This window comes from Rhodohalobacter sp. 8-1 (assembly GCF_038150125.1).
In the GTDB taxonomy this organism is placed as follows: domain Bacteria; phylum Bacteroidota; class Rhodothermia; order Balneolales; family Balneolaceae; genus SW132.
In genome coordinates this window covers 1-13,341 of sequence record NZ_JBBVMF010000006.1, presented here as the reverse complement: position 1 = coordinate 13,341, position 13,341 = coordinate 1, and the positions used below count along the sequence as shown (strand labels likewise).

13 protein-coding genes are annotated in these 13,341 nt (G+C 39.2%); all 13 read right to left on the bottom strand.

Annotated elements, in window-relative coordinates; translation table 11 throughout:
• Window positions 1-61: 61 nt before the first annotated feature.
• The 13 genes from AABW11_RS07460 to AABW11_RS07400 all read right to left on the bottom strand — a co-directional run bounded on the left by AABW11_RS07460 (window position 62) and on the right by AABW11_RS07400 (window position 13,253).
• Window positions 62-646 (bottom strand): hypothetical protein, encoded by a 585-nt coding sequence (locus AABW11_RS07460; RefSeq protein WP_340104182.1) that lies wholly within the window; start codon window positions 644-646, stop codon window positions 62-64.
• Window positions 647-697: 51 nt separating this feature from the next.
• Complete coding sequence (locus tag AABW11_RS07455) at window positions 698-1,291, bottom strand: hypothetical protein (protein WP_340104181.1); 594 nt, start codon at window positions 1,289-1,291, stop codon at window positions 698-700.
• A gap of 154 nt (window positions 1,292-1,445) precedes the next feature.
• Window positions 1,446-2,150 carry a hypothetical protein gene (locus AABW11_RS07450; protein WP_340104180.1) on the bottom strand — a complete coding sequence of 235 codons (705 nt, stop codon included), beginning with the start codon at window positions 2,148-2,150 and terminating at the stop codon, window positions 1,446-1,448.
• Window positions 2,151-2,315: 165 nt separating this feature from the next.
• On the bottom strand, window positions 2,316-2,717 hold the full coding sequence (locus AABW11_RS07445; protein ID WP_340104179.1) for a type II toxin-antitoxin system VapC family toxin: 402 nt from the start codon (window positions 2,715-2,717) through the stop codon (window positions 2,316-2,318).
• Entirely contained in the window at window positions 2,714-2,956 is a 243-nt protein-coding gene (locus AABW11_RS07440) for a FitA-like ribbon-helix-helix domain-containing protein (RefSeq protein ID WP_340104178.1), read from the bottom strand. Before AABW11_RS07440 ends, AABW11_RS07445 begins: the two co-directional genes overlap by 4 nt.
• A gap of 196 nt (window positions 2,957-3,152) precedes the next feature.
• Entirely contained in the window at window positions 3,153-4,241 is a 1,089-nt protein-coding gene (locus tag AABW11_RS07435) for a hypothetical protein (protein ID WP_340104177.1), read from the bottom strand.
• A gap of 157 nt (window positions 4,242-4,398) precedes the next feature.
• Entirely contained in the window at window positions 4,399-4,857 is a 459-nt protein-coding gene (locus AABW11_RS07430) for a hypothetical protein (protein ID WP_340104176.1), read from the bottom strand.
• 146 nt (window positions 4,858-5,003) lie between these two features.
• Complete coding sequence (locus AABW11_RS07425; RefSeq protein ID WP_340104176.1) at window positions 5,004-5,462, bottom strand: hypothetical protein; 459 nt, start codon at window positions 5,460-5,462, stop codon at window positions 5,004-5,006.
• Between the two features lie 146 nt (window positions 5,463-5,608).
• A complete protein-coding gene (locus tag AABW11_RS07420; RefSeq protein ID WP_340104175.1) occupies window positions 5,609-6,232 on the bottom strand; it encodes a hypothetical protein in 624 nt (207 codons plus the stop codon).
• A gap of 894 nt (window positions 6,233-7,126) precedes the next feature.
• Window positions 7,127-7,447, bottom strand: a complete 321-nt coding sequence (locus AABW11_RS07415) for a hypothetical protein (RefSeq protein WP_340104173.1) — start codon at window positions 7,445-7,447, stop codon at window positions 7,127-7,129.
• Between the two features lie 2,195 nt (window positions 7,448-9,642).
• On the bottom strand, window positions 9,643-10,578 hold the full coding sequence (locus AABW11_RS07410; RefSeq protein WP_340104171.1) for a TlpA family protein disulfide reductase: 936 nt from the start codon (window positions 10,576-10,578) through the stop codon (window positions 9,643-9,645).
• 220 nt (window positions 10,579-10,798) lie between these two features.
• The gene (locus AABW11_RS07405; protein ID WP_340104170.1) at window positions 10,799-12,190 is read right to left on the bottom strand and encodes a T9SS type A sorting domain-containing protein; all 1,392 of its coding nucleotides are present in this window, start codon (window positions 12,188-12,190) and stop codon (window positions 10,799-10,801) included.
• Window positions 12,191-12,497: 307 nt separating this feature from the next.
• Entirely contained in the window at window positions 12,498-13,253 is a 756-nt protein-coding gene (locus AABW11_RS07400; RefSeq protein ID WP_340104168.1) for a hypothetical protein, read from the bottom strand.
• Window positions 13,254-13,341 lie beyond the last annotated feature (88 nt).

The window sequence follows — 13,341 nt, the reverse complement described above, 5'->3', positions numbered from 1 at the left end:
CATTAGAATCCAGAACCAACGCGTCCGCGTCCCTCGTTAATGCGCTTGTTATAACACCGATTTATGGACTTAATTTTGATTTAATTCTTCTTTGCAAACCCTTATGTACAAAGTACACTATAGCTACTAAGCCTATTCCAATTAATCCAAAATCTATGCTAAAAGAAAAAGCAAGATCTAATAGAATCATTATTACTGCAATTGAAAGAAATACGTTAAAATAGTTGTCGTAAAGTCCGAGTTTATTATTTAGGTACCAGTCTCTGTAGCTTTGATTATCCGGCTCAATCTTCAAGAGCTTTTCAAGAATATTCTGAGCTTTTCTGTATTCTTTTTTGTTGTTTAATGTGCGAGCCTCCAAGAATAGAAAAGATTGGGAAAGATCATCATATTTTTTCGACTCTTTAGGAAACTTATCTAAAAGTTCTCTTGCTTTATCAATAGCTGGAAAGACTTTATCGAAATAAGTCTTTATAAATAGTGAGTTTGCATAATGATATTTAATTTTTAGAATTGTATAGAGAGTCTCTTTATCGGTTATATGATCGGTATTATAGAAATAAAGTTTATGAGATTCATAAAAGTCAATTATTTCAGAACCATTATTCCAATTGACTTTTTTTGCTTCTTCATCAAGATTCATCATATAAATGGTACAATTTACTTAGTGCTGCAGTAGCAGCTGAACGTTGGCAGTTTATAACTTTAGCTTCTTTTTGAGAAGATATTTTAGGGAGTGGTGGATAGTTAAACTTACAATAATGATGGACACTCCAAATAGGTTAAAGTTTACACTATTCATTGCATGAATGGCTGTGTAGATATCCAAAGCAAAAAATATGGCTGCAATAATACACACAGCAATGAGAGTTGAATCAGATATCTGGACAATTGAACTAAAATACCAATTCCGGTAAGAATAATTTTCCGAATCCATTTCAGTTAACTCTTTGAATATTTTTACTGATTGAAAATATTTTTTTAAGCCGTGCAATGTTCTCGCTTCAAGAAACAATACTTTTTCAAAAAGATGCTCATAACCAATAAAGTCTTTACTTAATCTCTCTAATAAGCTTTTTGTTTGCTCAACTACAGGAAGTGCTTTTTTGTAGTGTGATCGCTTCAGTAAAGCATTGCCATACATGAGATTCATGGAAGCCAAGTCCCTATTGGTATGATCATCGTTAAAATGCTGATCATTTTGGAAAAAGAGTTTATGGGATTCATAATATTCGATAGCTGATTCAGTATTGTTCCAATCAACTTTCTTTGCTTCTTCAAAAATATCCATGAATTACTAAAGTGTTATAACGGCCCAGCGTTTAAACGGCGCGGGGATTATGATTTGTTTGAAGTAGCGAAATTAATTCCTTGCAATCAAGTTCCAACGAACCCCGTCCGCGTCCGATTTAAAACGCCTTGTTATGTGGCAAACGCTTTTTTGATTACTCACCCTCGATGTCAGTTAATTTGATTATAAAAGACTTGGATTCGAATTCTGAAACTATCTCGCTTCTTTTTCTATCACTTAATCCTGAATCAAACCAAATTTGAATTCGAGTTTCACCGTTTCCATCTACTCTTCGAAACCCATTTACACCATCAATCTTGGTTACAGAATCAGTAAAAGTGCTCAATTCTTCATAAGTAATTTGTTCACTGAAGGTAACTCGAAGTTGATTTGGTTCGGCCAAAAAAACTGAAACGAGTAGATAGAATGTAACTGGCAGAATGAGTGATGAAATTACTGCCGGAAACCACGTTGTAGGTCGACCAATGTAAACAGTCAGAATCGAAGCAATTGAAGATCCAATGAGTAAGCAAAAAAGTACAGGAAAACTAAATGCTCCAATCCATGGCCCTAATAAAAGGACTAATAAAAGAATAAAAAAGATGGTAAGAATTATACTTGTTAGTAAAGCAGAACCGTAGGAAATAAGAAGACTTTTGTCCGTTGTCTTTTTATGCAAAAAATGAAGGAGTGGATACGTCAGAGCAGAGAAAAGCACAACCAAAAATGCAAATCCGCTCAAATCTCCAGAACCGAACCAATCATTTTGCGCAACAAAAATAAAAGCCGAACCCCATGAAGCAATACCAAAGGAGACTGAGCCAATAAGTGCCGGAAAGTCTTTTATTTTCTTATTCATTTAGTTTGGATGAATTGCCATATAACGGTTTGGCAAATAAGCGGTTTGTAGTTACCGACTAAAAATTACTTTACGAACACAAATTTTAAAACAACAAAAACAATAACCAACGAGCAGATATCGTACAAGTCCGCTTGATTTGCTTGTTATACTGCTTCTATAAGTTTATAGAGCAAACTCTTTAGGATGGATAGCGATGTCAGGAAATTCGCGAAGAATCTTTTTGTCAAATGTTACTAATGGCACATTTAAATCGTCAGCTAATGCTACGAATTCACAATCATATGCCGAACATGAAGAATCTGAAACAAGACTCATTACCTGGGTTGAGTTTACTTCGAATTCATTGGTACCCATTAGTTGCTCGGCTTCTTCTGTTGCCTGTAAGATAACCGAGAACTCTAAAATATTCTTTCGGAGATATATCGATAATACATTTCTAAATTCAGATCGCCAGAGAAGAGGAGCAACCCAATCATCATCTTTCTTAAGTACCTTATAAACCCATTCGTCCATATCGTTTGGTACCCACATGCTGGCAATTACATTAGTATCGACAACAATCATGGACGGCCTTGATCAATGGCTTGTTGAATTTCATCCATAGAAAGAGTGCCATTTGCTTTTTGTTTAAGTTTTTTGGCACGACTTATAACTTGTTCAGGATCCCGACGATGACTCTGTACTAACTTTTTTAAATAAACAATCACTTCACTATTAATACTTCTGTGATGTAGATCGGCCTGTTTTTTAATTTTCGCATACACTTCATCGGGGATATCTCGGATTGTAATATTTGTAGCCATAAAGAATGAAATTAATTTAGTTTCAAAATGAAACTATGAAGAAAAGACGATTATTGCAACTAAAGCGGTATAACGGCTCAGCGCATAACGGGCGCGGGGATTATGAGTTAATAAACGGCTAAAAAGTTAAAACAAGCAACATTGGAAACCGAAGCTCGTCCGCGTCCCCAGTTAATGCGCTTTGTTAGGTACACAGCTATGCAGTTACGAATTTGAAATTATTGAAGTAATCATTTCTCTGTGATTCAATACTTCCAATACAATTATTTGATTCTTCATAGTATCGAATGTGAAATAGATCAAATATTTTTTCGAGTTTTGGATTAGCTTTTTGATGTAAATATAGAGTTGGAATTTTGACATGTTTAAAACCAACCTCATGAAATGCTAAAATTGCTTGATAGGTAGGGTTTTCATTCTTACTTATAAATAGTCCATTTGGATTAAAACCCTTTTCAACAATTTCCCTATCTCGATTCATTCTTGTGAAAGTTTGTCCAAATAAAACTTGATCAAAGTCATCTAAGTCTGTGCCAGTGTTTGATCCTTGAATTGCCAAAATTACTGGTTTATCAATTTCTCTGACTTGGGTTCTTTTTTCATCAATAATGTGTTTGATTCGGTACTTAGAATTTTCGGCATAACCAACAGAGGGGTAAAAGCCGATTGGATTAGAATAATTGGGTTTATAAATAAGTGAAAGTTCAAGTTTACCTTCTGGAAAATTTTCTATAATCGGTATCTCTTCTTTTGAACCATTCTTAGGAATATCATTGAATTTTCTTTTCACAAATGCTTTGAAGGGTTTCTTTGAATCATTAAATCCGATGTCAGGTAGTTTATTGATGTTTATAACCCAATTTTCCGGTACATTCTCTTTTAATATTTTGATAAGAGGATTTACTTTTTTGTAAAAGGCTCCTACTTCAGAATTGATAATGGGAGAAGTCGCTTCAATTACAATCTCACCAATAGAAGTATCTATTAAAAAGTCAGGTTTACTACCACCAGCCAAAACCGCTTCATGCTTAAATTGATATCCTATCTCTTGAAGTATTCGACCAACGATAAGTTCAAAAAAAGCAGATTTCCAATGATCTCTAAGATCAATTTTCAGTTTGTCGGCAAAAGATGAAGGTAATTGGGATAGATTATGATTTAGAAATAATCTCATTTCTTTAGCACGAGTAAGGGTAGATCTCGACAACCAATCTAAAGTATGTTCTCCAATTTGAGCCCAACTTTCGTCACTCTCAGTTGGTTCTTCTATCCAAATTTTACTCATGATGAAGAAATTGAATTATTGTGTACCTAACGACCCACCGCATAAGGGGCAGGAAGATTATGATTGTAATTTAACACGCTAAACCGGAACCGCAAGAGCAGAGGAAGTAACCCAAGTCCGAGTCCTGTCCCCTTGATGCGGTTTGTTAGTAGGCTGATTAGTTTTTCGACTTAAATATTTTTTCCAGTTTTCTTGTTTCCTCTTCCAAATACTTTACCTCTTTGGTCCCGTAGCATTTTCCCGTAACGATTTTGTCGTTTGTGGCTACGAATTTTTCATTGACAACCGTATCGTTGTCAATCTTGTGGTCGGCAAACACCAGATATTTTTTCCCTTTTTCAAAATATGAGGCACATGATGATAATACTGAATGGACTGCCAGTTTTTCATTTTTATTTCCCTTGAATTTGTTTTCTATCTCTAAAACGATTCTCTGTCTATCTGGCCATTTAGTTGTGCTGTCAGTATAAATATCTTTGACTGACAGAACTTTACCGACAAATATAAATTGGTGTTCTTCTATTCTCTCCTCAAGTGTTTGCCGTTCACAAATACATGCTTCGGCTATTTCAGTTGAGAATAGTGCTAGAAGGAAAAAGAGGATTATTTTTTTCATAAGCGATTAAGCCTACTAACGACCCACCGCATAAGGGGCAGGAAGATTATGATTGTAATTTAACACGCTAAACCGGAACCGCAAGAGCAGAGGAAGTAACCCAAGTCCGAGTCCTGTCCCCTTGATGCGGTTTGTTAGTAGGCTGATTAGTTTTTCGACTTAAATATTTTTTCCAGTTTTCTTGTTTCCTCTTCCAAATACTTTACCTCTTTGGTCCCGTAGCATTTTCCCGTAACGATTTTGTCGTTTGTGGCTACGAATTTTTCATTGACAACCGTATCGTTGTCAATCTTGTGGTCGGCAAACACCAGATATTTTTTCCCTTTTTCAAAATATGAGGCACATGATGATAATACTGAATGGACTGCCAGTTTTTCATTTTTATTTCCCTTGAATTTGTTTTCTATCTCTAAAACGATTCTCTGTCTATCTGGCCATTTAGTTGTGCTGTCAGTATAAATATCTTTGACTGACAGAACTTTACCGACAAATATAAATTGGTGTTCTTCTATTCTCTCCTCAAGTGTTTGCCGTTCACAAATACATGCTTCGGCTATTTCAGTTGAGAATAGTGCTAGAAGGAAAAAGAGGATTATTTTTTTCATAAGCGATTAAGCCTACTAACGACATTGCGCTTAACCGGCGCACGAATTAGTGTGAATGCGATTGCAGTTTACTATTTGGCAGTAAGAAAACAAAACGAGCTGGGAACAGGCGAGGTGCGTCCGAGTTGAAGCGCTGGTTATAGAGCTTATTCTATAGTCATTGTAAATACGAGATAATGCTCAAGATCAAATTGTTTCCCCCAACCTAATACATCATTACCACTTTGGGCTACTGTACAATATTGCTTTGTACCATCCTCCTCGTATGGCAGTATATAATGTAAAATATAGAAGGCTTTGCCCGATTTAATATTCGTCAATGGTTCCAAGTTTGCATCGCGCAGGCTATAATATTCTGAATCAATCGCATCAAATTCCTTAGTTGTCCTAAACCCCGGAAAATTGAACATGATTTTCAATTTATTATCAACGTTATGTTCCGCAATGACATCAAATTGAAATGGTTCACTTTGTATAGTTTGCAATCTACCATAAGGCAGTTCACTAGATGTTATGATAGTAGTAGTATCTTGAACTTCTCCATTCCAAATGTCAATTGCAGATATTCGATATTTTTTACCTTCAATACCGTCTCCATCTAATTTAATCTTCTTATAAGCTATTTCCTTAAAATCTAAAATATTCTGAAGATCGGATGATACATCTGAAACCTGACTAGTAAGTGTTATCATCCCATCAGACTTCGGTTGTCCAATCAAAATTAATGGAAGAAGTAAGATAACGGATAGTGCCAATAGTACCTTTTTCATAATGATGAAGTTTGTTAATGGTATATTTGAGTTTAGTGGAAGCTCTATAACGGCTCTGCGCATAACGGGCGCGGAAATTATACGTTTAATAAAAGCCAAAACCACGAGTAAAGCCAACGGAAATTGCCGAAACCCCGTCCGCGTCCCCAGTTGATGCGCTTGTTAAGACCAAAAATGACTTGCGACCTCACCGCCTAAACCCATTCGAAACCAATTATCAGGCAAGTTCCTCGCCATGACCCCGGCAGGCGTTGGACGAATTCTGCCAGGCGATTCAGAAACAGCGCCAATCAGCTGATTTACTTGAACCAACTTACCGGATTTATTAACCAGCCGTGCCCAAGACGCCAGGGAAAACTTCTGCAAACACATCGCAGGCCCACCGTTTCAGCCCACATTTTAAAAGTGGCTCCTGCCGGCAAAAGCAAAATCGTTGAACGACGGAAAGTGTGGCCAACGCCACTTGCGGCCAACCTTTAAGAGATAAATTTTTTTAGCAACGAGCCGCTGCCGGGAATTTACAAGTGCCCGCCTTTTTGCAACACCTCGACGCCTCAAACTCTGGGACCCAGCCCAACCAACGCGAGGCCTGCCCGTTTTACCTGGACATCATTTTTTCACGGGAAACGTGGCGCCTGATTTTTATTGGGAAAGACTGAACAGAAGCAGACCACAAACCAAGTCCGAATCCGATAAAATTGGTGGGATTTAAAGAGAAGCAAAACACCCGCACTCACACTTCCACATTTATGCGAGCCTGCCGGGCCTTAACGGCTCAGCGCATAACGGGCGCGGGGATTATCAGTTAATTAACGGCTAAAAATTCAAAACAAGCAACTTTTAAAACCGAAGCCTCGTCCGCGTCAACCAGTTAATGCGCTTGTTATGCAACAACTAAGCTCTTTCACGCCTACCATAAACGGGCCAGCCTTCGGGTTTAATTTTCTCTGGATAATCTAACCGTACAAATTCGAGTTCAACTTTCGGATCTGAATCATCTGGATATGGAAAATCGGCAACAACTTCGGTGATTACTGAACTGTCGAATTCCTCAATTTCATTGGCATTGATTTTCCCGTCGTGATAAACCCAAATCTTTATTTCAGCTTCAGAATACTCGACAGAAATTAACCGAAAAGCCGGAATTATTTCTCCGACCAAAGCCCGTTGAACTGACAACAAAGTACTTACTCTGAGTGATTTAGTTTTTTCCATATGACTTGTTGCATAACGGCTCCGCAAATAACCGGCACCGTAATGATTTGTTGATGAACATTGACTCCCCAATCTACCACAGATTTCAAAAAAAGCAAGGCGGTGTCCGGTTGATTTGCTTGTTAAGGATTTGAGTGACTTGCGACCCGACCGCCTAAACCCTCTCGAAACCGTTTATCAGGCAATTCACTCGCCATGAATCCGGCAGGCGTTGGACGAATTCTGCCAGGCGATTCAAAAACAACGCTGACCAGCAGCTTTACATGAATCAACTTTCCGAACATATTAGTCAACCGAGCCCATGGCGCCCGGGAAAGTTTTCGCAAACACATCGCAGGCCCAGCGCTTTTGCCAACTAATATAAAAGTGGCACCTGTCGGCAAAAGCAAAATCCCAGAACGACGGAAAGCCAACCCAACGTCACTTGCGGCCAGACTTTACGAGATTTTTTTTTTAGCAACGAGCCGCTGCCGGGAATTTTCAAGTGTCCACCTTTTTGCAACTCCTCGACGCCTCAAACTCTGGGACCCGGTTAAACCAACGCGTGGCCTGCCCGTTTTACCTGGACATAATTTTAGAAGAGGAAACGTGGCGCTCCATTTTTCTTGGGAAAGACCGAATAGAAGCAGACCACAAAACGAGCTGAAAATGATGAGCCAATCAGGAGGGAAGAAGAAGCAAATCACCCGCACCCACACGTCCACATTTTTGCGAGCCTGCCGGGCCTTAACGGTCCTGCGTTTGTGCTGCCGGGCGATTCACCTGAATGTAGGAAAAAAACCGCAACCGGTCAGCACGAAACGCCTTGTTAAGGATTTGAGTGACTTGCGACCCGACCGCCTAAACCCTCTCGAAACCATTTATCAGGCAATTCACTCGCCATGACTCCGGCAGGCGTTGGAAGGATTCTGACAGGCGATCCACAACCAACGCTTTCCGACTAATTTAAATGAACAATCTTACGAGATTTTTTAGCCAACCAAGCCCACGGCGCCAGGGAAAGTTTTCGCAAACACATCGCAGGCCCAGCGCTTTTGCCAACTAACGTACAAGTGGCACCTGTCGGCAAAAGCAAAATCTCAGAACGACGGAAAGCCAACCCAACGTCACTTGCGGCTAGACTTTACCGGCCAGATTTTTTTAGCAACGAGCCGCTGCCGGGAATTTACAAGTGCTCACCTTTTCGCAACACCTCGACGCCCCGAACTCTGGGACCCGACTCAACCAACGCGAGGCCTGCCCGTTTTACCTTGACATAAATTTTCGCGCGAAACGTGGCGCCCCAAGTTTTTTGGGATAGATTGAACAGAAGCAAACCACAAAACGAGCTTAAAACCGATAGGTGGGTGGGAATTTATGAAAAGCAAAATGCCAGCACTCACACTTCCACATTTTTGCGAGCCTGCCGGGCCTTAACGATCCTGCGTTTGTGCTGCCGGACGATTTACCTGAATGTAGGGAAAAAACCGCAACCGGTCAGCACGAAACGCCTTGTTAAGGATTTGAGTGACTTGCGACCCGGCCGCCTAAACCAATCCGTCACCACTTATTTGACCAGCCCCTCTCCATGACTCCGGCAGGCGTTGGAAAGACTTTGACCAGGCGATCCACAACCAACGCTCGCCGACTGATTTAAATTAACAATCTTACGGGATTTTTTAGCCAACCAAGCCCAAGGCGCCAGGGAAAGTTTATCCAAAGCTTCGCAGGCACAATTTTTCCGACCCGTATTTTACAAGTGGCAGCTGTTGGCAAAAGCAACATCTCCGAACGACGGAAAGCCAACCCAACGTCACTTGCGGCCAGACTTTGCGGAATAGATTTTCTTGGCGACGAGCCGCTGCCGGGAATTTACAAGTGACCACCTTTTTGCAACACCTCAATGCCTCAAACTCTGGGACCCGGCCAAATCAACGCGAGGCCTGCCCATTTTACCTGGACATCATTTTTTCGCGGGAAACGTGGCGCCTTGTTTTTATCGGGAAAGATTGAACAGAAGCAGACCACAGCACGAATTAGAAATAGTGAGCAAATTAGGAGGGAAGAAGAAGCAAATCACCCGCGCCACACACTTCCACATTTTTGCTAGCCTGCCGGGCCTTAACGGTCTGGCGGCTAAGCGGCGAGGCGACCAATTGACCAAAGCCCCAAACTGCAATTCGTCCGCTTGAGCCGCTGGTTATGTTTCTGATTGTTTACTGTTTATTGAAAATATTTTCTAATGTGTTTAAAAGTCTTTCGCCTCTCAAATCAACATCTGTAGCTATTATGATTCCTTCCTTGTTGACTAAAAATGTTTTTGGAACAGCATAAACCTCAAATTTTGAAACCACATTGTCTTCTAAAACGCTGTTATCTTCAATAAAGGAATGAGACCAAGGCATTTGCCATTCGTTCTCCCTAAAGGTTTTTACAGCGTCGTATTCATCATGTAAAGCTACGCTTAATATTTCAAATCCTTCACCCTGATATTTTTCAAAAGCCTCATGTAGATAAGGCATTTCTACCCTACAAGGACCACACCATGTACCCCAAAAATCGACCAAATAGATTTGATTATTGAAATCTTCATTTGTGAAAGACCGGGTAGTATCTTCTAAAGTGGGAATTGAAAAATTTGGAACAATCTTACCGTCTTGGATTGCTCTTTCAGGTGCATACGCTGTAGCTCTGGTAGTATATTGGCTATCACTAAACTCTGATTTGAGGATCGAATAGTATTTGGTTAAGAGATCTTTTTTGCCAGTTAGTTGTGATAACTGTACTGCTTTATAGAGGAATAGAGCTCTCAAATCTTCATTAGATTGCTGATCGTAAACTTGAACATAGAAGGTCAGGATAGAATCTATATAGGCTGTATTGATATTAGATGGATCCATCGGATAAGCAATTTCTGCAATATCAGAAAACATATTTGTAGCTGCATAATTACCTGGCTTTTGCTGTTGCATTATCCAAAATTCTGAATCAGGAGGAATTACATTATTAAGCACGTAACGAGCTTTCAGGGAATCATCATCTGCAATCTTAATTCCCTTGATAGTTAATGTATCCTGAGCCAGACTAGAATTACAAACGAGAAAAAAAATGAAGGCGGTAAATATTAAGAAACTTGATTTGTGAATAGACATAAAACAGACCTGAATTTTTGAACTGTAAAGGGAGCTATACGCAAAAATGTGCTTAATGTTACTAACACTATAGTAACATAACGACCTACCGCATAACCGGCGCAGGGATTATGATTTTTTAAAAGGCTACACATTTGAACAATCATTGGCAAGAAATTTAAACAAAGCCACGTCTGCGTCCGCCGTTAATGCGGTTGTTATGTTGCTGGTTTTATTTCTTTCATTTTATCAGGGTTATCTTTCTTGTTTCTGTTTGTACGCCCATTTTTCCTCTCAGGATGTAGATGCCGCTTGCTAAGTCTGAACCATTCAGTCTAAAGCTGTGCTGTCCTTCTGTTTTAAAATCATTGACTAACTCTCGAACCCGCTGCCCTTGTATAGTGTAAAGTTCTATACTGACTATCCCAGCCGTTCGCATTCTGTAGGTAATAGTGGTAACGGGATTAAAGGGGTTTGGATAGTTTTGCAATAGTTCGAACTGTTCGGGGGATTCCACTTCGGCTTCATTAGAAACTGGGATGGAAAACAATTCAACCGAATTTTCCCCCTCTTTTTTATATAGTGTAGAGTTCGTTGTGTAATATTCACCGAATTGAGTAGCTGTAAAACCTGTAAGCTCTTGTGTGGGATTTGTTAATACTTCAAAGTTTCCCCCATAATCTTCCGTCATCAAAACCGAATCGGCATTCCAAACATATAACTTCCCCGATTGTGTGGGGTGTGTTAAAATCTTAGGAAATGATGGTGTATTTACACTACTTGGAAATATCTGTTTCAATTCCCAATCCTCAGTAATACCACGATATTCATTTATAAATAATCCGTAGTTACACGTATTAATCTCACAATTAACCTCGGGCACAGGTGTGCTTAGTACATCAATTATATATACTGTTTTTGAATCTACATCAAAGGAAACATTCGCAGGGAGCAAAGTATCACTAATAAATTCTGAAGTTTTCCCTTTATCAAGGCTTCTCAAAAAAGCATTTTCACCATCAGAATGATATAATTTCTTACCGAACATAAATGAATCATTGTACGGGCTTAATGAGATAAGAGGAAAGTCTAGCTTGGAACTATCGGGTACTTCAAAATCATTATCTTCATTTGGTTCCGGCCAGTCCCGGCCTCCATTTTTTCCAATTACCACCTCTCCAAACGCCTCTACATATACTCGGCCAGTATCGGTACCTTCAACATTCAAATTTTTAATGGTCACAAATAAACCACCCATTCCCTCCGAACTATCCTTTCTTCCCACAAAGTCCGAACATTCATTATCACAGTAACGCTGGGTTAACACAACATTCTGAGGATCATTTTCAAGAAATGTATAATCTGTTACAGCTGAACTTAAAGGAAATCCAAAGCGAACATCATAAAAATGCTCCAAAAAAAGCTCTTCTATTCCGGTATTGGTATTGTAGTGGTAAATATTATCGGTGAAATACTCTGTGCCTTCATATTCAGCATAAATACGGTAGAACAAGTGTACCGTTCCGACGCTGTCGGTCAGACTTTTCAGGTCGTGGATTTTTTGGGGTGTTTGGGCGGTTGTTAAGGGAGCCAAACAAACGGTAAAAAGTACAAGTAGTAACAGCCTGTTCATTTTATGACTTTTTTTGATGTTGTTTGGATTACATATGAGTTCATTTTAGAAAACATCTTAAATCTGAGTAGAATAATTAACAGATAATTACCCATAGTATGTGTTAAATGATAATGAACTTAAAATCAACATCTTATTGCCTAAGTTAAGCACAGACTTTAGTTACATAAAAGTAAGCCCTTATAAACTAATTGTTCTGTATTAGGTAAGATTTAAACAAGCAACATAACGGTTCGGTGGCTAAGCGGCGAGGCGATTAATTTTATTTAAATTCCATATCGCTTACTCGTCCGCTTGAGCCACTTTGTTATAATGCTGTGGCATCGTTTTTTGGAAATACTATAAAACGCTGACCATAAAAACCCATTAGTGTTAGAAAGAAAGAAAATATTAAACCTAGTCCTACACGGAACCAAAGTTCACTCCACCCAGCGAGCAATAGCTCTCTTGAAGCACCTGTGTTGAGTACTAAATCCCACCAAGCAGTGGCAAAACCAAATGCAATGAAAAAGGTAAACACCAACAATCCAATTGCCCAAATTAGGCTTATAATTTTGAAGTCAGAGGATTTGAGGTTACGCGATTTGTACAATTGCCAAAAAGCAATCACAAATAAGACTATCATCGTTGGATATGCGAGATAGTGCGCTATAAAGACCACAACACGGCCCAAAAATGAATCGGTATATGAGATTAAATAATTTGGAGTGCTAGATACACAACCAAAGACAGTGCCACATGCCCAATCTTTTGCTGTATATGAAATAGCAAAAACAGTACTGTCCCGAGGAAAATAAAAATCCATTCCTCGCCATTGTATTTGCTGAGAGTAAGGCCCTAAATCTTCCTCTGGATATCGCTCATTAAGATATTTACGAACTTCATTGAGTTTTAAATCAGAGATATTCAGTAATTCCAAAAGCATATCTAGTTCTTCTGTCTGCCTCTCAATTATAGTGCGTGACTTTTCAAATTCTTGAGATTGGACGTACAAACGTAATCCTAAGTAGAGTGAGCTTATTACGAAAACAAAAAGAAATAGATAAAGTGTGCTTTTTTTCATGACTCTTATTTCTTCTCTGCATTATTGGATATTCCGGACTATACTGACCCCCCTTGAATCCGGCGTAAAACACACGGCCGGAGTGCTG